This is a genomic window from Chitinophaga sp. (genome assembly GCF_039596135.1).
GTDB lineage: Bacteria > Bacteroidota > Bacteroidia > Chitinophagales > Chitinophagaceae > Chitinophaga.
Genome location: NZ_JBCNKH010000020.1, coordinates 76,857 through 100,646, shown reverse-complemented (window position 1 = coordinate 100,646; position 23,790 = coordinate 76,857). Strand labels below are relative to the sequence as shown.

General features: G+C 43.2%; 22 protein-coding genes and 1 tRNA gene. 6 read left to right on the top strand and 17 right to left on the bottom strand.

The window, feature by feature from the left end; genetic code table 11:
• Positions 1-354, top strand: a 354-nt coding sequence (locus tag ABDW16_RS14305) for a T9SS type A sorting domain-containing protein (protein WP_343670585.1), incomplete at its 5' end; no start/stop codon positions are given.
• 302 nt (positions 355-656) lie between these two features.
• Here ABDW16_RS14305 and ABDW16_RS14300 read toward each other — a convergent pair.
• From ABDW16_RS14300 to ABDW16_RS14290, 3 genes are read right to left on the bottom strand one after another with little or no spacing between them, the layout of a single operon-like run.
• Entirely contained in the window at positions 657-1,121 is a 465-nt protein-coding gene (locus ABDW16_RS14300) for a DUF1772 domain-containing protein (RefSeq protein ID WP_343670584.1), read from the bottom strand.
• 32 nt (positions 1,122-1,153) lie between these two features.
• On the bottom strand, positions 1,154-1,912 hold the full coding sequence (locus tag ABDW16_RS14295; protein WP_343670582.1) for a hypothetical protein: 759 nt from the start codon (positions 1,910-1,912) through the stop codon (positions 1,154-1,156).
• 26 nt (positions 1,913-1,938) lie between these two features.
• Positions 1,939-2,718 carry a helix-turn-helix transcriptional regulator gene (locus tag ABDW16_RS14290; protein ID WP_343670580.1) on the bottom strand — a complete coding sequence of 260 codons (780 nt, stop codon included), beginning with the start codon at positions 2,716-2,718 and terminating at the stop codon, positions 1,939-1,941.
• A gap of 70 nt (positions 2,719-2,788) precedes the next feature.
• Between ABDW16_RS14290 and ABDW16_RS14285 the strand changes: the two genes are divergently transcribed.
• Positions 2,789-2,862: transfer RNA gene (locus tag ABDW16_RS14285), tRNA-Asp, on the top strand.
• Between the two features lie 111 nt (positions 2,863-2,973).
• On the opposite strand, the gene ABDW16_RS14280 is transcribed toward ABDW16_RS14285, so the two are convergent.
• On the bottom strand, positions 2,974-4,554 hold the full coding sequence (locus ABDW16_RS14280) for an arylsulfatase (RefSeq protein ID WP_343670579.1): 1,581 nt from the start codon (positions 4,552-4,554) through the stop codon (positions 2,974-2,976).
• Positions 4,555-5,312: 758 nt separating this feature from the next.
• On the opposite strand from ABDW16_RS14280, the gene ABDW16_RS14275 reads away from it, so the two are divergent.
• Together ABDW16_RS14275 and ABDW16_RS14270 are read left to right on the top strand one after the other, a co-directional pair.
• Positions 5,313-8,396 carry a TonB-dependent receptor gene (locus tag ABDW16_RS14275; protein WP_343670578.1) on the top strand — a complete coding sequence of 1,028 codons (3,084 nt, stop codon included), beginning with the start codon at positions 5,313-5,315 and terminating at the stop codon, positions 8,394-8,396.
• A 26-nt stretch (positions 8,397-8,422) separates the two neighbouring features.
• The gene (locus ABDW16_RS14270; RefSeq protein ID WP_343670577.1) at positions 8,423-10,309 is read left to right on the top strand and encodes a RagB/SusD family nutrient uptake outer membrane protein; all 1,887 of its coding nucleotides are present in this window, start codon (positions 8,423-8,425) and stop codon (positions 10,307-10,309) included.
• A 104-nt stretch (positions 10,310-10,413) separates the two neighbouring features.
• Here ABDW16_RS14270 and ABDW16_RS14265 read toward each other — a convergent pair whose 3' ends face one another.
• From ABDW16_RS14265 to ABDW16_RS14225, 9 genes are all read right to left on the bottom strand, one after another.
• Positions 10,414-11,079 carry a hypothetical protein gene (locus ABDW16_RS14265; RefSeq protein WP_343670576.1) on the bottom strand — a complete coding sequence of 222 codons (666 nt, stop codon included), beginning with the start codon at positions 11,077-11,079 and terminating at the stop codon, positions 10,414-10,416.
• A gap of 140 nt (positions 11,080-11,219) precedes the next feature.
• On the bottom strand, positions 11,220-11,858 hold the full coding sequence (locus ABDW16_RS14260) for an NAD(P)H-binding protein (RefSeq protein ID WP_343670575.1): 639 nt from the start codon (positions 11,856-11,858) through the stop codon (positions 11,220-11,222).
• A gap of 90 nt (positions 11,859-11,948) precedes the next feature.
• A complete protein-coding gene (locus ABDW16_RS14255; protein ID WP_343670573.1) occupies positions 11,949-12,758 on the bottom strand; it encodes an alpha/beta fold hydrolase in 810 nt (269 codons plus the stop codon).
• A gap of 61 nt (positions 12,759-12,819) precedes the next feature.
• On the bottom strand, positions 12,820-13,539 hold the full coding sequence (locus ABDW16_RS14250) for an SDR family NAD(P)-dependent oxidoreductase (RefSeq protein ID WP_343670572.1): 720 nt from the start codon (positions 13,537-13,539) through the stop codon (positions 12,820-12,822).
• A gap of 32 nt (positions 13,540-13,571) precedes the next feature.
• On the bottom strand, positions 13,572-14,147 hold the full coding sequence (locus ABDW16_RS14245; RefSeq protein ID WP_343670571.1) for a hypothetical protein: 576 nt from the start codon (positions 14,145-14,147) through the stop codon (positions 13,572-13,574).
• 10 nt (positions 14,148-14,157) lie between these two features.
• Positions 14,158-14,721, bottom strand: coding sequence for a cupin domain-containing protein (locus tag ABDW16_RS14240; protein ID WP_343670570.1), 564 nt, complete (start codon positions 14,719-14,721; stop codon positions 14,158-14,160).
• A 13-nt stretch (positions 14,722-14,734) separates the two neighbouring features.
• Positions 14,735-14,944 carry a 2TM domain-containing protein gene (locus ABDW16_RS14235; protein WP_343670569.1) on the bottom strand — a complete coding sequence of 70 codons (210 nt, stop codon included), beginning with the start codon at positions 14,942-14,944 and terminating at the stop codon, positions 14,735-14,737.
• Positions 14,945-14,969: 25 nt separating this feature from the next.
• A complete protein-coding gene (locus tag ABDW16_RS14230) occupies positions 14,970-15,557 on the bottom strand; it encodes an NAD(P)H-dependent oxidoreductase (RefSeq protein WP_343670568.1) in 588 nt (195 codons plus the stop codon).
• A 76-nt stretch (positions 15,558-15,633) separates the two neighbouring features.
• Positions 15,634-16,224, bottom strand: coding sequence for a Crp/Fnr family transcriptional regulator (locus ABDW16_RS14225; protein ID WP_343670567.1), 591 nt, complete (start codon positions 16,222-16,224; stop codon positions 15,634-15,636).
• Positions 16,225-16,739: 515 nt separating this feature from the next.
• On the opposite strand from ABDW16_RS14225, the gene ABDW16_RS14220 reads away from it, so the two are divergent.
• Both ABDW16_RS14220 and ABDW16_RS14215 read left to right on the top strand, forming a co-directional pair.
• Positions 16,740-17,870, top strand: coding sequence for a M12 family metallopeptidase (locus ABDW16_RS14220; protein WP_343670566.1), 1,131 nt, complete (start codon positions 16,740-16,742; stop codon positions 17,868-17,870).
• An 82-nt stretch (positions 17,871-17,952) separates the two neighbouring features.
• The gene (locus tag ABDW16_RS14215) at positions 17,953-18,420 is read left to right on the top strand and encodes a hypothetical protein (protein WP_343670565.1); all 468 of its coding nucleotides are present in this window, start codon (positions 17,953-17,955) and stop codon (positions 18,418-18,420) included.
• Between the two features lie 10 nt (positions 18,421-18,430).
• On the opposite strand, the gene ABDW16_RS14210 is transcribed toward ABDW16_RS14215, so the two are convergent.
• From ABDW16_RS14210 to ABDW16_RS14195, 4 genes are all read right to left on the bottom strand, one after another.
• The gene (locus ABDW16_RS14210; protein WP_343670564.1) at positions 18,431-19,345 is read right to left on the bottom strand and encodes a hypothetical protein; all 915 of its coding nucleotides are present in this window, start codon (positions 19,343-19,345) and stop codon (positions 18,431-18,433) included.
• A gap of 208 nt (positions 19,346-19,553) precedes the next feature.
• On the bottom strand, positions 19,554-20,246 hold the full coding sequence (locus ABDW16_RS14205; protein ID WP_343670563.1) for a hypothetical protein: 693 nt from the start codon (positions 20,244-20,246) through the stop codon (positions 19,554-19,556).
• 28 nt (positions 20,247-20,274) lie between these two features.
• Positions 20,275-23,025 (bottom strand): DUF4157 domain-containing protein, encoded by a 2,751-nt coding sequence (locus ABDW16_RS14200; protein ID WP_343670562.1) that lies wholly within the window; start codon positions 23,023-23,025, stop codon positions 20,275-20,277.
• Positions 23,015-23,782: a hypothetical protein gene (locus ABDW16_RS14195; RefSeq protein ID WP_343670561.1), complete on the bottom strand. Its 768-nt coding sequence runs from the start codon at positions 23,780-23,782 to the stop codon at positions 23,015-23,017. Before ABDW16_RS14195 ends, ABDW16_RS14200 begins: the two co-directional genes overlap by 11 nt.
• Positions 23,783-23,790: the final 8 nt, after the last annotated feature.

The following is a 23,790-nucleotide window of genomic DNA, read 5'->3' as shown; positions in this document are numbered from 1 at the left end:
GACTGGATTGAAATTACCGGTAGCTCGCCTACTGCTGTCAGTTGTGCTTTGTCTGCCAGCACAGCGGCGGTGAGCACCGTTGGAGAAGTATCCCAGACATTGAGCAGTATTTATCCTAATCCTACTCATGGCAATACTACCATCAATGTGACACTTGCTAAGAATGAGCAGGCTGTGATCCGGTTGTTTGATGCGCAGGGAAAAGTGGTAAAGGACCTGGGTGTAGTAAAATCGTTGACAGGTGGTACGCAACAGCTGACTTATGACTTCAGCGGGCAAATTCCAGGGCTTTACCTTGTGAGCGTTATGACTAACAAAGGCGCTATTTCAACCTCTAAATTATTGGTAGAATAGCTTAATTAACAACTTATAGAGCAGACGTAGTGACGGGAATAATCTATACGATTATTCCCGTTTTTTTCTTGATTGCACTTGTAATTCATAAGATAAAGTGTAATCTTTACCCCAGGTCTCATATTTTCATTATCTACGTACAAATGTTCAAATCTACCTATCATGAAACTAAACCACATTTTGAAATCTTAGACGGGGACTAGCGGCCATCTCTGTTGTCATCTTCCATTTCATGGAAATAGCAGTCCCAGATTACCACAACAGCTTTATCGCTTATGCCTTTAAAATATGCAGATGCACCATTACGAGCTATGTTGAAAAGAAGAAGTGCAGCTTATCAGGCTTAATATAAATGAGACCAGGCTACATAGTGTCCTGATGTGATTCAGTGTGTTCCATTTCGGTTCAAACTGAGCACGTATTTGGCGCATTTCTTCAATATTTGCCCCCTGAACAGGGAATGCTTCGAGCATATTGTTCAGGGGGATATTTCCTACTATTGTTACACCCATTACACCGATATAGTAAAATAACGTAGCTAGTAATAAAGTGATGGTAAACTCACGCCACAGGCATATTGGCAATAATACCAGTGGACTAAAGAAGCAGATAAAGAACAACGGATTTAAGATGGCCCGGTTCAGTTTCTGAAAGGCAAGTATGTATTCTTTGTCAGGTAGTAATGCCAGTCCCCTGGTAACGGATATAGACCAACAATAGAAGATACCTGCGGTGAGACCGAGAATAATAATGGTAATCAATTTCATTGTATCGATTTTTGAATGACAGCTGGTTTAATTTATTTTAAAGTAGCGATATAATCTGCAATCAACGCAACCCCTTCTTTGTGTATCATATGTGTACCCAGCAAAGGCATTTTGCCGCTTTGCATGTATTTTAAAATGCGTTGTTTGTATGTGGGATCTAAATAAGCTTCGTATGCGAGGCGTAAGTCAGATTTGTTACACATACCTGTAGGATGGTGACAATGTGCACAGTTCATATCAAGATAGGCGCGGGCGCGTTTTTCTACTGAGATAGTGCTATCCTGCCAGTCAGGCAGCGGTGATAAGGAAGTCATATCGGGTGCTTTCAGTATACCTGCCTGTACAAAAAAAGGAAGCTGGTAGTATACATTGCGTGCTTTGAAACCGATGGGGCGTATATCTTTTCCATGACAGGAATGACATTGTTTAATACCCGGTACGATATATCCTTTGAATTTTTTTTCTCTGCCTCTGCTGAGGTAGGCATCCTGCTGGGCGTCGTCCCATACATAGGTACCTGCTTCCCAGCTTGTAGCCGTTTTCAGCAATACCCTTGTTTCGATTTTCACACCGGCGCGGGAAAAGGTTTTGAACAAGACCGTGCCATCCGGAAATTGTGGCAATCCATTATCAGTGATGATGATTTTTTTATCAAAAGGTATACTGATCATCCTGTCCTTGTCAGTATAGTCAGAAAACAATGGTGTAGCCACTGTATATGGCACTGCTGCCTGTTTGTAATCAGATAGCTTTGGGAAAAGAAAGGTAATTAGGATCAGGATGTGTATCATCTGCTTGTGTTATTACAACACAAAACTCAGCAGATATCCATTTTTAAAATAGAATGATTCCGACAATGTTCCAGTGGAGTGACACCTGTGAACTTCCTGAACCAGCGGATAAAATGAGACTGGTCGGCATAGCCATTAGCATAGGCAATGTCAGAGAGTTTTGAAAACCGGCCACTATCCAGCATTTTCATGGCTGCCTGGAACTGGACAATGTTGGAGAATAATCGGGGGGAGATGCCTACATATTGCTCAAATCTTCTTTCAAAGGTACGTTCGGTAAGGTGTAGCTGGTAATGAAGGTCTTTCAGGGAGGTTTTACCATTACTAGCCAGAATACGGCTGGTGGCGTATTGCATACTCCTGTCTACAGGGTGGATTATTTTTTCGAGGTAAGAAAACAGTATCTCAAATTGTCGTTGGGGCGATGCCGTATTCCACAACTGTTCATCCAGGTTGACCCGGGGCACGGATGGTAGCAGGGACATATCTACACATTCATCCGTCAGTTCTTTGGCATGTAAGGGGAATACGGAAGGGAGTACATGTGGGTGAAAGATCAGACCTAGAACCGGGCAATTGGGGTGCGTGTGTAAAATAATCGGGTCCAGGGTCTGGCCAAATACGAAGGAGTGTGCCAGTGTTTTTTGCTTCTTTTCCAGGATCATTCCGGACTGCTGAAAAATAATGCCGGTTCGGCCATCAGCGAAGATGGGGAAGGCATTTTCGGCAGTTCCTGCTGCATACCAGACACGGGAGATGTAGGGTTGCAGGTGTGCAGGAATTTGTATGTCCGGAAAAAAATCCATGATAATAAAGGTAAGGAAATTTGGTAATTCAAATGATTTATGTACATTCGCGTCCCGAACGGACAAAAACGGATCAGTAGTTCAGTTGGTTAGAATGCCGCCCTGTCACGGCGGAGGTCGCGGGTTCGAGTCCCGTCTGGTCCGCAAGCTTTAAGCCTTCAAGTCGAAAGATTTGGAGGCTTTTTTGTTGAGATCAAATGAGGGGTCTTCTCTTAAATGATTGTGATTGTAAAGGGGTTCGGGGGCGTCAAATATTTAGTTGTTTTTTATCGTAGTCCACTCCACTACCCCTACTTTTTTAGCCCATAAAACAAATTCATTTTTAAGGCTTTTAGCTTTTTCAGGGTATTTAGCAGCCAGATTCTGAATTTCGGAGCGATCTTTATCAAGGTCATATAGCTCCCATGGCTGATCAGGTTCTGCAACCAGCTTCCATTTTCCTTTCCTGATTGCCCTGCTTCCTTCGTGTTCCCAAAATAGTGTTTCGTTACCTTTATAAGATTTGTTTCTGAAAGCATCGACCAGGCTGATACCTGCCAATGGTGTAAGATCCCTGCTTTTAAATTGAGTTGGATATTTTACGTCAGCAAGATCAAGACAGGTGGGCATCAGATCTATCAGGTGGCCAGGACTGTCATTGGTGCCGCCTGCTTTGATGTGTCCCGGATACCAGATTATAAGTGGTGTCGCTATGCCACCTTCGTGCGTATTACGCTTAAATAATTTAAACGGAGTATTACTTACATTGGCCCATGGTATTTCGTAACTATCTATGGAATTTACTGAGCCAGGCAAGCCCGTTTTTGGGATAACCGTAGATAAACTTTTTACTTCATCGGCACTGCCGCCGTTATCGGAGACGAAAAAGATAATCGTGTTTTTATCTTTTCCCAACTGTTTAAGTTTGGCTACGATCTCGCCGATACAGACATCCATCCGGTAAACCATCGCGGCATAAATGGCCATGCGGGTGTCCCATTTATCTTTTTCTTCAGGAGATAAAGAGTCCCAGGCTGGTGCACGGTTATCACGGGCAGATAATTGCCATTGTTTTTTGATGATGCCGTTGGCCAGCTGTTTTTCATAGCGCTGTTTTCGCAAAATATCCCAACCTTTAAGGTATTGGCCTCTATATTTTTCAATATCTTGTGGCAAGGCCTGGATAGGCCAGTGCGGGGCATTATAAGCGACATACAGAAAGAAAGGTTTTTGCTGCTCTTTGATCTCATCTAAAGATCTGACAGCAAAATCTGTAATGGCCTGCGTAAGGTATTTTGAAGTATCGTTTCGGATTACTTCTTTATCGTTAAGCATAAAAGTGATCTTGCTGCCATCATTATATAGCGGTGTAGAATTGAAGTAGCTGCTGCCGTTGTTCAACAAAGTAAACGACTTATCGAACCCGCGATTATATGCCAGTGCAGATTGCTGCAAACCTACATGCCATTTTCCCGAAACAATGGTATTATAACCTGCTTTATCTTTTAGTAACTCGGCAATGGTCGCACAATTTTCATTTAAAAATCCCTGGTATGCGGGTGAGCCTTTATATTTTACCATGTCGCCAACACCCGCCTGGTGCGGGTACAAGCCGGTTAACAGTGCCGCGCGCGATGGACAACATCTACCAGCATTGTAAAATTGAGTCATTTTAAGACCTTCATGGGCCAGTCTGTCTATATTGGGGGTGCTGATTTCGGAGCCAAAACAACCGATATCAGAAAAGCCCATATCGTCGGCCAAAATGATGACGATATTGGGCTTTTGTTTAGAGGTCTGTCCAAATGCAGGCCCCATATAAAATATAATGATGAGTAAGTAATTTCTTTTCAGCATAACAGCGCTTTTAAAATGTTGCAAATTATCCAGTCATTCAGGTTCACCGAGAGAAGCATCACAAAATAAATATCTTCTTACATCTTCATTAAGCATTGACCGCACTTTTGCATGCAAGCTATAAAACCCATTCCTGAAAAATTAGCAATTTTCCATTTTTAGTCGTAAACATTTTATAAAAGTGGTGTTGTGTTCTTTATTGAAAAAATTACCTATCTACTTGTGAGGCTTCAGATCATTATAAGGAATGACTGGATTATATGGCATATTTTCTTCTTTAGAACGCGGGTGGATTTTAAAAATACGAGGGCGAATATAGGGATTTTTCACCCTCATTGAATGAACGGAGGTAATAAGTCGAAAGATTTGAAGGCTTTATCACACCCCCATCCTCTCTCCAAAAGAGATTTGTTAAAATTTGCAAATAACATGTCATAATCTGTTCATGCTAAACATCAGCTCTTAAGTAAGTTAGCGTATTGTATTAAAAGACTAACGTCGATCAAAACCTATAAGTAGAAAACTAACCAGCATTAAGAATATATCTCTGGATTATACGCCTGTAGCATTTCAATTTCAAAGTTTTACCTAAATAGTTAGGAGTATTATTCCCTTGTACGTCCAGCTGGTCACCATTCTGGCAGTTATTGACAAAACCATTTCTGCAGCTACTGTGTAAGCAGAGGTGGCTGTTGTATGCGTGTGCGTGAAGATGCTGCATTCATGTTCAGACTATGTACTGTACCTCAACTCATATTATGAAAAAACATGTAATTAATCTGTACTTCTCAACGTTGCTATGCGTTTGTTTTAGCGCTTATAGTGGACATTTACAGGCACAGGGACAACCTGCAAATGATACAGGCTTTGTAACCGGTAAAGTTGTCACTGACGAAAGTGTACCTATACCCGGTGCCACTGTTCAATTGGTGAATAGCAAGCATGTCACCAATACAAATGTAAACGGAGTATTCCGTATCCGCCGTACGAATAACGATTCTGTTATCCAGGTTTCCCATGTCGGCTATCTCACGCTGGTAGTACCTATCAGCGGAGCAGGGAGCATTGTGCTGAAGACGGCTGCAAGTGATATGAATGAAGTAGTCGTTGTGGGATATGGTAAACAAAAGAAAATTTCCCTGACAGGAGCCATTGCTTCTGTTGGCACAAAGGAACTGAAGCAAAGTCCTGTAGCCAACTTAAGTAATGCGCTTGCCGGTCGCCTACCTGGTCTCGTAACTTTACAAAACAGTGGCGAACCTGGCTATGATGCATCATCGCTCTGGATCAGAGGCATGGCCACTTTTACTGGTAGCCAGAGCCCACTTATTCTGGTAGATGGGGTAGAACGTGCATTCTCTGGTATTGATGCCAATGAAGTAGAGAGCATTTCTATATTAAAAGATGCATCTTCTACTGCCGTGTACGGGGTTCGGGGTGCAAACGGGGTAATATTAGTCACCACAAAAAGGGGCATGAACTCAAAGCCACAGATCAACTTTACCCTTCAGGGAGGCATCCAGGAACCAACAAGATTGCCTGAATATCTCGACTCTTATGATGCACTGAAATTATACCGCGAAGCCCTGATCAACGATGGCCAGAATTATGCCATGTACACAGATGATTATCTGAATAAATTCAGGGACAGATCACACCCGGCTTACAAGTATCTATATCCGAATGTAAACTGGCTGCATGAACTGCTGAAATCAAATGCCCCCATGTATTCCAGTAACTTAAACGTATCTGGGGGGAATGACTTTGTACGCTACTTTACCTCTATCTCTTACCTCAGGCAAAGTGGGTTATACAAATACGCCAACTTATCTGATTATAATATTCAGGCCCTTAATAACAAGTATAACTTCCGTTCCAATATTGACCTGAACATTAGCAAAGATCTGACTATGGAATTGAACCTCGGCCAGATCGTATATGACAATAACTACCCGAATGTAGGTGCGTCTGCACTTTTCGCAGATATGCAGGCCATACCTCCGTACCTGTACCCAATGCAAAACCCGGATGGATCTGTAGCTTATCAATCTGCCAAACCTTACAACCCGTTTGGTCGTTTAACCCAGGGCGGCTACCAGCGTAACTTCCAAAATACACTGCAGGCCACCACCGGGTTCAAACTCAACCTGCCCTGGATCACCAAAGGTTTAAGCACCCGGGTAAGGCTCTCATTTGACTCCTACAATTACCGGAATATAACCAGATCTAAATCCTACTACACATATAAATGGTCTATAGCTGATGATCAGGCTACCGACCTCTCTACCGGCACCTACACAAAGGTGACCGATGGTTCCAATAACCTGAGCTATGATGTGGCAGCTAACAGTAATCGTCGTACACAGCTGGAAGCTTATCTGAACTATGACCGCACTTTTGGTAAACATGCCGTTACCGCCATGGCGCTTTACCAGCAACAAACATTTTTTGACGCCGTGGGATCCAATGACGCGATCAACGGCCTTCCTTATAAGTATAACGGGTTAATAGGCAGGGTAACATACGCTTATAACAGTAAAATATTCGGCGAGGTAAACTTTGGCTATAACGGGTCTGAAAACTTTCCGGCAGGTAGACGTTATGATCTCTTCCCGGCTGTTTCCGCGAGTTATGTTATTTCTGAAGAACCTTTCTTTAAAAACCATCTACCACTCATCAACCTGTTGAAGATCCGTGCATCCGCAGGTAGTGTAGGTAATGACAAGATCGGTGGTCAGCGCTTCCTGTACCAGAGCACCTGGGCACTGGGGGGCACCGGTTATCAGTTCGGCCGCAATCACGATGGATCTGCATATGGTGGGGTATTGGAAGACAGGACGGGCAACATGGCAGTGACCTGGGAAAAAGCAAACAAATACAACGCGGGTATAGACCTCGAAATGTTTGGCAGCGCCCTCTCCATATCAGGGGACGCGTTTTATGAGTTAAGAAGCAATATCCTGGCTACTCCGGGAACCATTCCAAGTATGATCGGTATCGTCAATTTACCCTATGTGAACCTGGGTAAGGTACAAAACAAAGGATTTGAGCTCACCATGGAATACCGTAAACACTATCGCAAATACGGCTACTTCCTGAAAGCGAATTATTCGTACAACGTGAACCGTATTATTGCCATGGACGAGCCTTCTTTTGACGGACATACTTATCAACGGCATACCGGGCGTGCTATCGATGATCAATATGGATATGTGGCACTCGGCCTGTTCCAGTCACAGGATGATATTAGTAAAAGTCCGGACCAGTCTTCCTTTGGCGCCATTCAGCCAGGTGACCTGAAATACAAGGATATGAATGGAGACGGCGTGGTTAACTCGCTTGACCAGACCTACCTGGGTAAGCGCTCAGTTCCCTACAAGATGGCAGGTATTGCATTGGGTGGTAATTTTCATTCCTTTGACGTGAGCCTGCTTTTCCAGGGTGGATTTGGTGGTCATACCTGGTTTACCGGACCACGTATGTGGCCATTCTCTGGCGATGCAGGTGTATTGTCAGATATAAAAGGCAATTACTGGACACCTGAACATACAAATGCAAAGTATCCAAGATTGTCTTACGCAGCGAATCAGAACAATAATCAGAATTCAACCTGGTGGCTGTACAACTCAAACTACCTGCGACTGAAAAATTTAGAAATTGGTTATACCCTTCCTAACATTACTTCACGCCTGGTGGGTATCCGGAATTTAAGGCTTTTTGTAAATGGCCTGAACCTGGTTACCTGGGATAAGATCAAAATTTTCGATCCGGAAACTCCTAATGACTCAGGAAACTATCCCCAGATGCGCGTTTTCAACGCCGGTTTGACCGTGGGATTATAATGCTGTATGACTTTAAACATTAAATTATGAACAGACTAACATATATATACAGGAGTCTTGTAACAGCGGCCATCGTTACCACATTGCTAGCCGCGTCGTCCTGCAAAAAATTCCTCGATGTAGTTCCTTCCGAACTGGTCACTTCAGACCAGGTATGGGGCAATATTAATAATGCCAATGGTGTATTGGCAAATTTATACTCCAAGATGCCGGGATCCCTTGCCGACGGCTGGACGGATGAGATATGTGCAGCAACGGATGAATGTTATCATCACTGGGGAGCCGGTTTTTACCCCCTTTATTACAACAGCGGTGCCTGGAATGCGGCGAGTAACCCATACGATATATGGGCGGATGCTTACCAGAAAATCCGTCAATGTAACCTGTTCCTGGAGAATATAGACAAAGTGCCTGTACCGGAGAACCAGCAATCCTATTACGCCACAGTACTGCCCCGGTATAAAGCGGAGACAAGGGTGTTACGTGCATTTTTCTATTTTGATCTCTTCAGGCGTTATGGTGCGGTACCAGTTCTCACCCGCTCTTATGCTGCATCAGAAGCCGGGGAGATGCAGATGCCCAGGTTGCCGGTAGATTCCGTAGTGAATTTCATTACAAGAGAATGTGAGCAAGCCGCAGACATATTGCCTGTCAGCTATGCCGACGGAGACCTGGGACGTATCAGCAAAGGTGGTGCGCTGGCACTGGCAACCCGCACGTTGGCATATGCCGCCAGCCCTTTATTTAATGGTAATCCTTTGTACAAGGATATCAAAAACCCCGATGGTACAGCGCTGTTTAGTCAAGTGGCAGACAGGGAGAAATGGAAACGCGCGGCAGACGAAGCACTGAAGGTCCTTAACCTGAATCTTTATACATTAAATACAGTAGCTGGTGATCCGATTAACAGTTACTCCAGGGTGTTTAATACCCGTAACTGGGACGAAATAATCGTAGCCAAACAACAGAATAACAGTAAGAATATAGAAAATGAATGCTTACCATATGGTGGCTGGTTTGGCGGCTGGGGAAAGTATAGCATCCTGCAGGAGTTTGTGGATGCTTACGAGATGAACAATGGATATCCTATACATGACCCATCTTCAGGATATGATTCTGTAGGTACCTGGTCTGGCGATATCTTTGGCGCTGATGGCTATAGCGAAAATGTACATTTTGATAATATTTCAACAATGTACAGAGATCGTGATCCGAGATTTTATGCAACCGTTACTTTCCAGGGTAGTAAATGGGCGATTCGTCATACGGCGAATACACCGGTATGGATGTCATGGTGGGGATCTAATGGTGGAACATCGCAGGGCTGGCCCAAATCAACCGGTACCTACCCTGTGTCTGGTTATAATCCCCGTAAATGGATTTCCCCCGATGTAGATATGCTCAATTACTGGACATCTCCTGATGCGAAACGGAATGATCCTGTGATACGCCTCCCGGAAATTTATCTCATTTATGCAGAAGCATTGAACGAATATAACCAGGGACCAACCGCTGAAGCCTTCAACGCTATCAATAAAGTGCGCGCACGGGTCAATATGCCGGCATTGCCTATCATTGCTGACGATAATACTGTGGCTGGCTTTAGAGCGCGCGTGCAAAATGAAAACCGGGTTGAGTTTGCCTTTGAGTCACACAGGTTCTGGGATGTAAGGCGCTGGATGATCGGTACAATTGTAGACAATGGACCTGTACATGGCTTAAATGCACGCCCCACCACACAGGAATTACAGTCTTCTGGTTTTGACGTAAACAGTAAAGAAGCCGGGTTGTCTGTATTTTACAAACGTACTGTTATACAAACACGTGTATTTCAACCCAAGCATTACCTCTTTCCAATACCTCAGACGGAGATAGAAGTCAATCATCAATTAGTACAAAACTATGGTTGGTAAAGATGTTTATATTTTGATATTAAAGAACGGCCGGTGCATGGACATGCACCGGCCGTTCTTTAATTGAAGTTGTCAGATTTTGATTATAACAACCGGGAAGGGGATTATAAAAAAGAATCAGTTTGCGGACAATAAGGAGGGCATGCCAACGTACTGTCTCCGATAGGGAAATTAATGAAAAGCATACCTGCATTTGTTGTCAGCTGGCATTTAACAATAGCATGATGCATTGCATCTACAGGTACCAGTACAATTTTTTGATCTCCTTCAGCAAAACCATTAAACAGGCGAAGCCCTTCACAACCAGGGGCACTCAGTAGTGTTTCAATAAGTTCCCTACCACATAAATTTGACTTGGTGGTACCGGGATGCAGATCCTGGTATTCTTTGATCATGTCAACAGCATCTGTTGTGCTGATGAATTCACCTGTATGGCAAATTACAGGACAGTTTGTTTCCCATGGGTTATAAAATGGGCTGATGCCACCTTTACCTGCTATGAGAGTAGTGATGTTCCTGTTGAAACGGTCTACTGCTACCAACAGCGGCGTGTGTGCCTCTTCATACATAGCATTTACTATGCGGATGCCTACGCAGCCCGGAACGCTTAATAACTGATCAATCAGTTCCTTGCTGTATAAAACGGCACCTGTGCCATTGGGTACCTGGCTTTGATAAGTTGAAATCAAGTCAATGGCTTTGGTGAGGGTAATGAGCTCTCCGATTTTTTCAATGTTGGACAGGAGGAGTTTCCTTTTCTGTGTGATCATAATGAGGATGTTTGGGAGGGTTAAATAGTAATTTGTTCTCTTATTTGGGCAATTCCGGCTGTTAGGTTGACCTTTCTTTTAGAGAAGATACTTATTTTTTTTGTATAAGCAAAGGGAATCCCTGAATCGTTTTCTGCTTATTAAAACGAAAAAATTTTATCCAGCTCTATTACGTGTTTCCCCTGTGAAAAAACTTTGGGTGCTTTCGACAGCTTTTCTGCAAGTATAGCAGTAGGCATTGGCTTAAATTTTTTAATTATTCCCAACCAATTTAATAACGATATCAAAACGGCGCTTATTCGTTCTCCTGCTCTGTCTGTATCTTTTCGTAACAATAATCCAGGTCTGAAGATGATGTAATTGTAAAAGCCTAATTCTGAAATTGCATCTTCCAGTTTTCCTTTTAGTTTAGAATAAAACACCCTGCTGGTAACAGACGCACCGTATGCAGATAACAGTACCATGTGTGACACCCCATTTCGTTTCGCTGTTTCAGCAAACTGCAATGGAATTTCATAATCAATATGCCACTGTTTTTCTTTGGAACCGGCTGTTTTTAAAGTAGTTCCCAGGCAGGAGAACAAAACATCGCCATTGACAAGTTCTGCAACTTCTCCCGGTTTATCAAAGTCGATAATTATTTCTTTCAGGTTAGGATGGGCTATTCCGCTTGTACGCCTGACAAAAATTACCACTTCTGAATAAAAAGCATCCTGCAATAAATTTTTTACAAGATCTTTTCCGGTAGCCCCGGTGGCACCGATGATGAGTGCTTTCATTTTTTTACTTTTAAAATTACTTAATATTGCGTCGTTATAATAAGAAAAGAACGATCGATTGGGAATCAATTGATCGTTCCATTTTATAAACTAAAGCCCGATTTTAAGCAACAAATCTGATACTTCTCCCGGCTGCGATAAAAACGGTGAATGGCTTGTGTTTACAGTGTAAACTGTGTTTATTCCTGCTGCAGCTATCATTCTATCCTGCAAGCCTGGAGAAATCACAACGTCCTGTAGCGTTTTGATATACACCTTGCTTACTGCACCAAAATTTTCATTAGTTAGTGCAACCTTGTTAGTAAATGGTATTGCTGGCTCAGCACGGTAGTTATCTATCACCTGTTGTTTTGTGGCAGTATTGCCATCATTGATAAAGAGATATGTGAGGCTATCGGCTTTTACATCCAGGGTCAATTTATCGGCCGACTCAATTAGCAACGGTCCAAGCTTTGAATCCGGATCAGAAAAAGCCAACTCAGTTAGGGCTTGCCCATTAGCCGGAAGAAAAGCTCCGATATAAACCAGCTTACTGATCCTGTCAGGAATTTTTTCCGCCACACTGGTTATCACCATGCCACCCATGCTGTGGCCTACCAGAATTACTTTTCCATCTATCTTTGAAATGGCGTCAACTACTTTGTCACGGTATACATCCAGCGATAATTGGTAAGTTGGCGTTTGGTCTGTGCCATGGCCGGGCAATTCCACAACAATCACTTTGTTGCCCTTACTTTCAAGATTGGTGCGTACAGCGTTCCATACATAAGGAGCCTGCCATGCACCATGTACTAATACGTAGGTGTTTGTTTTCGCTATAATAGGCTCATTTTTTTGACATGATGCTGATGAGAAGATGGTCATTGCTGCAGATAGCAGCGATAAAACTGTTTGTTTCATTTTATTTAAATTTTGATTGTTTATAATAATTGTTACAACCTGCTTTTTATTACGGCGGGTTTTATTGTGCAAGAAAGCCTCCATCAATTGCCAGCGTGGTACCTGTTACAAAACTTGCTTCATCACTTGCCAGAAATGCAACGCCATTGGCAATTTCTTCTGGCTTTCCTGCTCTCTTCATAGGCGTTTGATCAATTACCCATTTGTTGAGATCAGCATCCTGTGCATCGGTAAGGGGAGATTCGATGAAACCAGGACTAACTGCATTTACACGAATGCCATCTTTGGCGTAGGTCAGGGCAGCGTTTTTCGACATCAGTATCACAGCACCTTTAGCAGCATTATAGGCAACTACACCGGCAGCGGCTACTGAGCCCCAGATAGAAGAAACATTGATGATAGTGCCGGATTGCTGTTTCATCATTTGCGGAATAGTATGTTTCATTCCCAGAAGAACACCTGTCTGGTCAATGCTGATCAGGCGGTTCCACTCTTCCATTTCAATTTCATGGATGGGCGTGTAAGAAATTACACCAGCATTGTTTACCAGAATATCTATGCGATCTTCTGCTTTCAACACCTGTGCTACTGCGGTTTTCCATTCAGCTTCCCTGGCTACATCAACTTTAATGAAAGTGATTCCCTCACCGTAGTCTGCATCTTCCCTGATGTCGAATGCATACACTTTAGCGCCCTGTTCTTTTAATTTCCTGGTAATGGCAAAACCAATACCCTGATTTGCGCCTGTTACAATGGCGACTTTGTTTGTTAACTGTTTCATTTTTGTTTGATTTTTATTGTTATGAAATTTGTTTAGAGATCGTTGTTATTATCCGGTGCAGGCATGTCAAACCCGTTCAATACCATTGCTATTAAACAATACCCACCGATGAGAAATATTAATTCTCCTGCGCCTTCTTTTCCTAACATCATCACAGCTTGTTTGTAAGTTGAATCGGGAACAATGCGGCCAGTCACCAATGCCCGGGCAACGTCATGAGCAATGGTCTGCTGTGCATTCAGTTCATTCGGCCTTCCGCCTGCGGCCAATGTTGCAATGGTTGAAGGAGAGAGACCAAATGCCGCAGCCATTATTTCGTGTGCATATAGCTCGAACTTAGCTCCGTAAGCGCCGCCTACAGTAAGTATCGCCACTTCCCTTACATCCTTTGCCAGAGAGGCATTCATATCAAGTGTTCTTAAAAAACTCAAAGCCGGAATACCAAACTGTGGAAAATGAAGCATGGGGGCAAAGGGACCGAGTAATGCGCCGTTGGCATCTATCATGTTTACCTGGCTTTGGCTGTGACCAACAAGGTTGGCTATTTCATTGTGAACAGCGCGCAGTTCTGTGCTGAGTGTATCGGGTGATAATGGTTTGATACGCATAAAATTTATTTTAAAAAGTGAATTGTCCGTCAATAAGTACAAAGGCCATCCGGCATATTTTTCCAGAGCGGTTTGCCCATGCATGGTTGGTGCCATTTTGGATGACGATATCTCCGGCTTTGATGGTTGTTTCTCCACGGTCAAGTATCATGGTAATTTCTCCTTCCAGTACAATTCCGTAGTCCACAGTTTGTGTGCGGTGCATGAGCGGGTGTGGCGCTCCTGCTTCAGATGAAGTGGAAGCCTGTTCGCCGCCCATTGTTTTAAATTTTTCTGCTGCAGTTACCCCGGTGAGTTTTTTTATTTCATCTCCTTCAGGAGGAAATTCAATTACCCGGATACGGGTTCCGTTTTTAGGTGGCGCCAGCACTAATTTGGTTTCATCTAATTCATCTGGTTGAGGATGGATAAGTGCAGGTGTTTCTATCGTATTCCACACTTCAAAGAAGGTTGGTCCACCGGGGCCGCCGATTAATTGTGTGAACACAGGCGGCGCATCTGATACGATAATGGCTTTGTTGTCAGCATTATGACCTGTTACGATGCGTCTGAAAGTTGTTTGTTGCTGATTCATGATTGACAAAATTTTATTTGTTAGCTGATTGTTTGAAAACATATACTCCGAGATAGTGGAACAGTATGCCTATTGCCCATGCAGGAGTGCTCCATAATGGCCAGGGATAAGTTCTGTCGGTGATGTACCATACCAGCCAGATGATGGGGGTAACTAACAGGAAAACCAGCAGGTGAATCCTGAAACCTTTTTTGGGATTGATGTGGGTTGTTGTGTTTTTCATGATGTTTAATTTGTTAGAAAATGATTTATATAAATTGTTTGCCTAAAATCTCTGTTTTGCTTAACCATTTATTTCTTTGTACATCGGTTGATTTTCTCATAAATCCGAAAGTGGAAAAGCTGATGGGCTTAAAGCCAACATAACCAAATACAACTTTTTTGAGAATGCGATAAAGCGAAGCTCTGTGAACAAGGTAGAACCAGAACTTAGGGGTGTCCATGGTTACTAATATTCTCATGCTTTTTCCTTTCAGTAATTGTTCGGGAAAATTTTTGCCTGAATGATTTTTAAAGGCAAAGCCGGGAAGAAAAAGCCTGTCAATAAATCCCTTCGTGATTGCAGGCATAGCGCCCCACCAGTTGGGAAATACGAATACTACATGGTTGGCCCATTGAAATAGTTTTTGGGCTGCCACCAGGTCTGCTTCCAATTGGTCGGTTTTCCCGGTTTTATAGCCGTCGGCAAGGTTTACGTCAAAATTCAGGTCGGAGATGTAAATGGTTTTGCAGGTGGCACCAACACTTTCGGCGCCTTTCTGGTAAGCATCCAGCAGTGCTTTATTAAAAGATTTTTTGGATGGATGACCGAGGATAAGTAATATGTTCTTTGCCATTGTGTATCGTTTTAGTTTGATAACACAAAGCTGCAAAACAAATCAAGGGGGCACCTGACTCAAATGTGTCAAAATATTATTGGTGCGATAATTTTTGGCGGATGCGGGTAAGGGATTGGCGTTCTATACCCAAAAAACTACAAAGGTGGGATAGTGAGATTCTGTTGAACAAACCGGCGTGATTTTTTATGAAATTCAGGTAACGCTGCTCTGCTGTTTCAAAAATGAAGCTTTCAATACGGGCCTGTTGCCGCTTCAAAATTTCTTCAACAATCAAACGGCTATATCGTTCAAAGCCACCAGACTGTTGGTATATCCATTGCTGGTCTTCGTAAGTAAGACATAACATTTGTGTTGGCTCTAAACATTGAATGGTATAACGGCTTTTTTGTCTGGTAATAAAGGCAGGATAGTGTGTGGCATAATCACCTTCCTTATAAAAGCCAACTGTTATTTCGTTCCCGTTGTCGTCGATATAAAAAGAACGTACCAAACCTGCTGCAATAAAACCTATTGCATTTTGCACTTTGCCGGCTTGCAGAAAAATCTCTTTCTTTTTTAATTCCTGGAATACAAGTTTTGATGCAAACAGCGATAGCTCATCAGTAGATAATTTGGGACAAATTGTCCTTGCTGATGCTATGAATATTTCTGTTGCTACTTCCATTTTGGGTTTATTGTTCTGCAAAGATAAAAATTGTGGGTGTAGAATTGGTCAGGTGTATGAAATAGCAGGTGTTCGAAAGTAAATTCGTATTTAATTCATTATCAAATAAATATGTTTAAATATAAGATTGTTATAAACATTTACCTGCAAACCGGATCTAAATTCGTTTGCAGGCGTTAAAGTTTTCAAGTCAAAAGATTAAAGATCTGGTAAAAAATCAATGGCAATTGTAACAATTATCCTGTTTGAAACGATTAACTACTGAATGGGATCGTTAAATCTTATTGGAAAAATTGGCAAAGGGATCTGACACATATGTGAAGTAGCAGTAATTGGAAAAATATAATTGTTAATATCAGAAATATTTGACTAACTTAGGTTAACAACATTGAGTACTGATAGCTATTGTACAATCAAATATGTTAAACCCGTATTAATTATTAACCTATATTTTTTCAACCTAAACAAGACGGAATAAACCCAACGTCTTTCCCTTAACCAATTTAACTTTTACCATGAAGCCTATTAATTATCTGAAAGCAATTTCACTGTTATGCGCTTTGTCTTTTGCATCCTGTACGAAGGATCATGAAGCTAATCAGAAAGAGCTCCAAAAAGACGGCCTAATCACCCTGAAATCCGGTGTGGTGGTAGAGAAAAAGGGGGCTAACTATTTCTGGGAAGGGGACATTCTTCTCAGTGAAACCCAATTAAAAAATCTCGACACTTACGGACAATTACAGCCAAGTAAACCCGATTATATTGGCGCTGTAAAAAATGAACATCCTGCTTTTAATGTACCGTTTGTTGATCCGAATGGCAATCGCGCCATCCCAAGAGCATTCAGTATTTATCCTACCGCTTATAATCTATGGGCAATGGTCAGGATCATTTACGGATCTAATCTGACAACTTACGAAAAACAAGTCATTCAATCTGCTTTGCAGGAAATGGAGGCATCTACCAATGTAAGATTTTACAATGCTACCTGCGAACCACTGGTGGACCCGACTTATGGATTCACTTATCCTAACATTGAGTTCTGGTCTACTGACGGTGCAGATGTAAGTAATTCTTACCTGGGTAGAGTAGGTGGTGTACAACGCATCAATCTGGCCGACTTTGCTTTTTATGGATGGGATAATCACGTTATCATTCATGAGATCTGCCATGCACTTGGTTTAAGACATGAGGCTACCCGTATTGACAGAAATTCTTATGTCACTGTCAATACATCAAACCTTACTGCTTCCGGTCAGGCACAATTCGCAATTCCATCTACCAACTACTATCAGGTGGGGGCTTACGATTTTACTTCTGTAATGGGATATAGTTCCTATACCTCCAGTACATCCATCGTAAACAATACCAGTTTACCTATGTACACCAAACTTGATGGTTCTTCTATCACACAGGGAAGTACCGTATCTGCCAGTGACAGATCATGGATTAACTACTTCTACCTGCCTTATATAGCCCGGTCAGATGTATATGCTGAACTGGCACCGGTAGTGTATAAGTCAGACAATACTGTGATGACAGCTTCAGAAAGGCTCGACTTACAGGCTTATTTGAATAATGGTAATCCTACACCGCCAAACTGCTGTAGAATTACAAATGATTTAGGCAAGTTTACCTGTCCTTAACCGGCAATAATTGAGAAGAAGGCTGCAGACAAGTAGTCTTCTTCTCAATTTTTTTATAAACCAAAACTTAAATTTTCTACGGATGAAATGCTTTATTAATTTGTTATTTCCTGTTGCAGCCTTATTGTTATTTCAATCCTGTGATAAAAAGGATGATGGAGATACTAGGGTAATAGATCCGCTGACCTACTCCTCCAGCTTCAACTGGCGGGAAGATTCTATCAAAGCTGGCAATGCAGAAGCGTTTAGCAAGATTGAAAACGGCAATGTATTTACATGGTTAGCTAACTCTACGCTGGTGAGTAAAAGTGAGTTTGCTATTTACCGTGTTCAGTCAAATATCCAGGCAGATTTTGCGTATACAGTCACCGCAGATTCTGTAATTGCACTGAAACTAACGAATGACAGTATTTATTTTTACGACAAGGAAAACCATCTGAGAACGGATTTATTTGGTAAGGTAACCTATTCTCCGGAGGCTAGTTTAGTATTATTTAATACGGCTGTGTCACCCGGTATTACCATTAAATACAAGCTTGAAACGAAGTGAACAATGCCGGTTATGATGACCGGCTTTTCCTTTTTATGGTGGCGTAATGGCTGAGTTGTAGGGTTATGCCCAGCGTGATATTATAGTTATCATTCTTAGCACCGTTGAATTGCGTGCGCAGTTGGTTGCCGGTTGTAAGATATGTAATATCTGTTCCCCTGGAAATACTGGTGTTGCCTGCCATAAGAGCGAGTGTGCCGGTGAGATAACTATTGATCGCGTAATTACCCTGCACACGATATTCCATACCATATCCTTTGGCTGTCTGCACAAAACTTACCGGGTGCATGAAAGCTGCAATCATATTCCAGTTGGCCGTGCCCCTATACCAGAGGTTTGTATATGCGATACTAATTTCCGCTGATAATGATCGTGTGCATTTATAATTACCCCGTATTTTAATAGCAGGTCCCCGCCATCGGGCGGTATATGTGCTCTTTAAGTCTGGTAAGTCCTGGCTGAGGAGGTAAAATTGCTGACTGGTATTTTTATACGCAGCACCTGCACTCACACTTAACGAACGCCTTTGTAGAAGGGTGTAGTCCGCACCTGCGCTGAAAACAGACAGATAGCCTTTGTCACTTTCAAACGGCTGCTGAAAGGTAGGATTAGTGCGATTGTCGTTTTCATAGTCAGTATCAGTACCGTGGCCATTCAGCACGCCATTCCGCTGGTAGTATGCTTCCAGCCGGAGACGGTTAGTAACGTTGCAGGTGCCGCCTGCAAAAAAGCCCAGTGTAATAATGTTTTTAAATTTTAACTCTGAGAGTATGTTGGGGGATTGTCCCTGCTCGTTGCCAGCAATGGACCAGTGAAAATTATTCACATCGAAGCTGGGACCCGCAGAGAGGGTCTGGCTCGTGGAAAACAGCGGGATACCTAACAAAATACCAGTGAGTATAGGCAACGGGAAACAATGGTTCATTTTAAAATCTTATGATCAGTAAGATACATATTTTTTCAGGATCAGAGAGGTCTGAAATAGTAAAAAAAACTGGATTTCTGGATGATATATGGCTTTTACCCTGATATTGTAAATTACCCGTAACCTGCCTGAATGACTAATAATTACCTCTTTAAGGAGGTACTTTACGTAACTTTGTTTTACTGGAAAGATTATTGCACAATAACTATTAATAATGTGAATATTGAAATTTGCGCACCAACATCAGGTCTGTATAATCTGTGATCAGGAGCGCTAACTTATCCACCTCTTTAAGTAATTTTTTCTCTGTAGCAGGACCAAGTTCATTATCTTCTGATACCGTATTCTTAATTTCTTCTTTAAACAAACCTATATATAATGACTTTATATTTTTATAGATCAGTGAACTATCCGCTGGTGCTAAACAATAAAGATCATATTCAACAAAAGCCGGTATCCTATTGAATTGATGCCCAAAATACGTTCCTCCCTGTGCTAATTCTCCATAGATTTCATTAATAGATCTGTACAACTTAAGCAATCTTTCTCTTCTCTGACCCTGCCCAACATTCTTCTTCTTCAAAAAATAACTATAGATGAGATAGAATCCATCCTGCCCTGCTTCACTATTAAAACCGGCATCTTCCTGTGTTGGATGACACCTAAGGTTTGCATAGGCCACTTCCGGGCTTGATGAAATTTCATCAATTAATACCGGGTACCGTTTTGAGAAATCTTCCAACTCATTTTCAGTATAGACAGCATTAGCTGCACTATCTATCAAAATTTTAGGACTATTATCTTCTTTTTTTACAGCATCCATTTTAGTGCGATGATCTGGCCTGTTTGCATGACAGGCGACGACGCATAACAATAAGAATAAATGGGCTTTTTTGCGCATTAAAGTGGGGTTAGTTATAGGAAAAAAATCATGGTACCCTGATAATCCTTCTTGGCGCATGCACGCTTCCCCTGCTTCTCATTCCCCCCAGGGTAGCTCCCAACCTTCCCAAAAATGCCGAACTATGAGCAACTATAAAGCTAGGCGCAGTTCTCAATCTCCTTAATATCCGCTGCCTTATCGCAGGATCTGCTGATGCACCAACTGAATAGCCCAGCTTTCTTTCTATCAGACCACGTAATCTCGGATGATCCATCATTTGTTGAATGGCGTTTGCAGTCCATTCCTGTCCCATTTGCGGACCTCTGCGGGTTCTTCCCAGATCCGGAGCCCTGCCTCCTTTTACTTCAATACGATACATATAGATCACGCCCGTTTCGGGATGGATTCTGAATCCTATGAGATCAATACCGTGACCTGACCTGTTGTACTGCCCATAGATTACATGATCCATCGGTGGCAGATTGCCTAAAGTGCCTCTTCGCATCATCCCTTCTATCCTCGATTCAAACTCAGGCCCATATGACTGCCCATAAGGCGTTCCCGGCGGGATCGGTGTCGGTATGCGGGAAACATCGGGCGTTCCCGCATCATCATGCGCAGCTTCTGGCAGATCTACCCTTACGGTTTCAATATCCAGTTCAGTCTCCTCATCCCCCATAAATTCATTGGCGATGGCCTGAAGTGCAACTGCCGATGCTACCTGCTCAGCAGCTTCTCTCAATCCCAGTCTCAGTAGCTGGTTGGAGCCAGCCGTTACCAATCTTTCGGCAGCTACGCCCGAAGCGCCCGCAGCTCTTGCCAGTTGTCCCATGCGGGTCACATCTTCTGCCGTTCTGAGGCCACGGGCGGCGCCCTTCACCGCATTAAAAACAGACCTTACCTGCGCCACATCAAGTATCACTCCCACAAAAGCCATCACTACCCAGGTCAGATCAGGATCATTTGCCGAAATATCTGCCATAGCAGGATCCAATGCAACATCGGAGGCCCTGGACTCTGCCAGGTATTGTTGTACACTATTTGCCGCTTCTCCAATACTTAAGCCCAACCCAACACCTGCGGCACCAGCTGCAACTACTGCTGCCCCACCTGCTGTGGCTACGGTAGCTACAATAGCTGCTGTAATAGCCAACGCTGTCAGGGCCATTTGCATAGCCGCTTCGTCAGATACTTCCTGTACAACATGCCTGTTTACTGCCGCCATCAGGTCCGGATTTTCATCTGCGCCCAGGTCAGCGGCGGTCATTTCCATAATATTGCGCAGGTTCCATACCTTCAGGCGACCATTGTCTATATTTTCTTTAGTAGCATCAATATTCGATATCAGGGTAGTCACCTCACCATTGATGGCATCACCTACAGCCGCCTCATTACCTGATGCAATGACATTCAGGTCAAGGTTAGGCCTGGCCAGGATCGGATAACGAAGCAGGTATCCTCCTTTCACCTGTTGTAACTCCCTCCTGGCGGCCTCAATACGCTCAGGGTAATGGATATAATCGTAATAGTTAGAACCCATTGATTCAGGTGAAGGAACACCACCGGAAGGCGCATCTCTGCTGATCTGAGCCAGGATACTTTCCATCTGGGCAATATCATTCTGTCTACGTACCAGATCCTGGGCAGCAGTTATCAACCCCGTCCGCTCAGCACTGTCTACGCAGGCACGATAACCATAGCGATCTGCCTCTGCTTCTACAATAGCTTTATTCCTGTCAAGTTCTGTTTTAGCAATTTCCTTTGCACGGCGGATGAATAGTTCAGGGAAAGTTACATTTACCAATGTCACCAGCTGACTTTCTTCTGTCAGTCCCAGCTCTTCTAAACCTACCTGTACCAGGTTGTCCAACCGCAGGATATCGTTATTTAAAGCTTCAATTTCTGTATCCAGCTGGGCAATCCGGGCCTGTAATGCACTACCTTCTTCAGGCATACCATGTTCTGGTCGGATCGTGATCAGCTCGCTGTTTTTTTCTGCCAGTTCCTGTCGTTTTGTATCCCGCTGATTGATATAATTCAGGAGCGGGGCACCGGAAAAAGATTGTTGCAAGGTGGCGCGGTCAGCTTCAGAAATAGGTTGTACTCTTGCCAATACGGGTGTAGCAGGTGAGGGCGGTCCAGATACGGGAGTAGCCGTTGTAGCTGGTGCGGGAGGTCCTGCTACAGGAGGGCAGGAGCTTACGGCAGGATCGCATTCCCGCTGAATGTTTTCCTCCCCACCTTCCTGCTGAATGACGTGCGTCAATTCATGCGCCAATAGATGTTGGCCAGTTTTACTACCGGGATCAAATTTCCCGGCATTGAAATAGATATCACTACCATGTGTAAAAGCCTGTGCTCCCAGACCTTTATTCATCTGATGCGCTGTGCTGTTGTCATGCACACGCACGCTGCTAAAGTCAGTGCCAAAGCCCTGTTCCATTTGTGCACGCACATCGTCAGGCAGCTGTGCGCCCTTACCGGCAGATGCACTTAACTGATGTTCGATATCATCCATTTCCATACCGGTTTCCTCTTCTGATTCTTTTCGCTGCACCTCTTCGGGGCCTTCGCAGGTACTACATTTTGTCTGCACCGCCTCACCTGGCTGTCGCATGACTTTATCTGCCGTCGCATCGGCTTCCTTTTCAAATGGATCATCTACCTGGCCGACTTTCAGTTTTGTTTGTACAAAAAACGGGGTATTATCTGACGCGAGCGTACGCTCATTATCTGGGGTAAAAAACGGGGTCTGTCGGGGTTCGGGGGGAACAGGCCTGTGTGTGTTAACTTTCATAACTTTCTTGTAAGGTGTATAGATCGAGATATGCACATATGGCTGATAACTTTTTTATATGCTCCTCAGTGCGGGCGCTGAAGTTTTCCTTTTGCGTAATGAGTATGTAGCCGCCATCACTTTGTTTTTCAATCACCTCAAAAGGGGCTTTGTTTAATTTTTCTTCGCCAATAAGCTGTACTTGTTCCTTATTCCAGTAGTTAAACCAATAAACAGCCTCTGGTATTTTTAAAATATCGAACGTGCCGGGTGTCATCAGGTTATTGATGGGGTTAAGGGGAGCCGGTCGGCCATTGACATCCAGCCCCTGAATGAGCAGTTCAAGTTCAGAATCATATACCCTGGCTATCTTGCCATCATAAGCCTGAATGGTGGTTTTAAAAAAATTGAAAAAGGTGTCAAATGAAAAGTAGCCATCAGGTCCCAGTAATGGCTTGCGGAGATTGAAAGCGAATTCTGCATCATCTTGTTCCGTATCATCAAAAATGTCTGAATGTGTCAGAGAGAAGATGGAATCGCCCTTATGGGTAGCTAAGATCACATCTTTACCTTCTTCCCAGGCTTTTTTAGCGCCGGCAAGGGTCTGCGCAAGTATTGCAGGGGATTTGTATTCAGTATATGAAATACCGTCAAAAATATAAGGTAGTCTGGTGGTATCACTAAAAGCATTGCATGCCAGTACGAGGTCGAGGAAACGTTGGGATGAACTTGCATTCTTTTCCCGGGATATTTTCAATACCCTGTTATATAATGACATATCGTGGT

Bases quoted from the DNA above. Each gene is read 5' to 3' on its own strand.
- ABDW16_RS14300 (WP_343670584.1), bottom strand. From the start codon at position 1,121: ATGAAATTGATTACCATTATTATTCTCGGTCTCACCGCAGGTATCTTC.
- ABDW16_RS14255 (WP_343670573.1), bottom strand. From the start codon at position 12,758: ATGAAACAAACAGTTTTATCGCTGCTATCTGCAGCAATGACCATCTTC.
- ABDW16_RS14235 (WP_343670569.1), bottom strand. From the start codon at position 14,944: ATGAAAAACACAACAACCCACATCAATCCCAAAAAAGGTTTCAGGATT.
- ABDW16_RS14270 (WP_343670577.1), top strand. From the start codon at position 8,423: ATGAACAGACTAACATATATATACAGGAGTCTTGTAACAGCGGCCATC.
- ABDW16_RS14230 (WP_343670568.1), bottom strand. From the start codon at position 15,557: ATGGCAAAGAACATATTACTTATCCTCGGTCATCCATCCAAAAAATCT.
- ABDW16_RS14225 (WP_343670567.1), bottom strand. From the start codon at position 16,224: ATGGAAGTAGCAACAGAAATATTCATAGCATCAGCAAGGACAATTTGT.
- ABDW16_RS14260 (WP_343670575.1), bottom strand. From the start codon at position 11,858: ATGAAAGCACTCATCATCGGTGCCACCGGGGCTACCGGAAAAGATCTT.
- ABDW16_RS14265 (WP_343670576.1), bottom strand. From the start codon at position 11,079: ATGATCACACAGAAAAGGAAACTCCTCCTGTCCAACATTGAAAAAATC.
- ABDW16_RS14240 (WP_343670570.1), bottom strand. From the start codon at position 14,721: ATGAATCAGCAACAAACAACTTTCAGACGCATCGTAACAGGTCATAAT.
- ABDW16_RS14295 (WP_343670582.1), bottom strand. From the start codon at position 1,912: ATGATACACATCCTGATCCTAATTACCTTTCTTTTCCCAAAGCTATCT.
- ABDW16_RS14215 (WP_343670565.1), top strand. From the start codon at position 17,953: ATGAAATGCTTTATTAATTTGTTATTTCCTGTTGCAGCCTTATTGTTA.
- ABDW16_RS14290 (WP_343670580.1), bottom strand. From the start codon at position 2,718: ATGGATTTTTTTCCGGACATACAAATTCCTGCACACCTGCAACCCTAC.
- ABDW16_RS14245 (WP_343670571.1), bottom strand. From the start codon at position 14,147: ATGCGTATCAAACCATTATCACCCGATACACTCAGCACAGAACTGCGC.
- ABDW16_RS14275 (WP_343670578.1), top strand. From the start codon at position 5,313: ATGAAAAAACATGTAATTAATCTGTACTTCTCAACGTTGCTATGCGTT.
- ABDW16_RS14210 (WP_343670564.1), bottom strand. From the start codon at position 19,345: ATGAACCATTGTTTCCCGTTGCCTATACTCACTGGTATTTTGTTAGGT.
- ABDW16_RS14205 (WP_343670563.1), bottom strand. From the start codon at position 20,246: ATGCGCAAAAAAGCCCATTTATTCTTATTGTTATGCGTCGTCGCCTGT.
- ABDW16_RS14195 (WP_343670561.1), bottom strand. From the start codon at position 23,782: ATGTCATTATATAACAGGGTATTGAAAATATCCCGGGAAAAGAATGCA.
- ABDW16_RS14280 (WP_343670579.1), bottom strand. From the start codon at position 4,554: ATGCTGAAAAGAAATTACTTACTCATCATTATATTTTATATGGGGCCT.
- ABDW16_RS14250 (WP_343670572.1), bottom strand. From the start codon at position 13,539: ATGAAACAGTTAACAAACAAAGTCGCCATTGTAACAGGCGCAAATCAG.
- ABDW16_RS14220 (WP_343670566.1), top strand. From the start codon at position 16,740: ATGAAGCCTATTAATTATCTGAAAGCAATTTCACTGTTATGCGCTTTG.
- ABDW16_RS14200 (WP_343670562.1), bottom strand. From the start codon at position 23,025: ATGAAAGTTAACACACACAGGCCTGTTCCCCCCGAACCCCGACAGACC.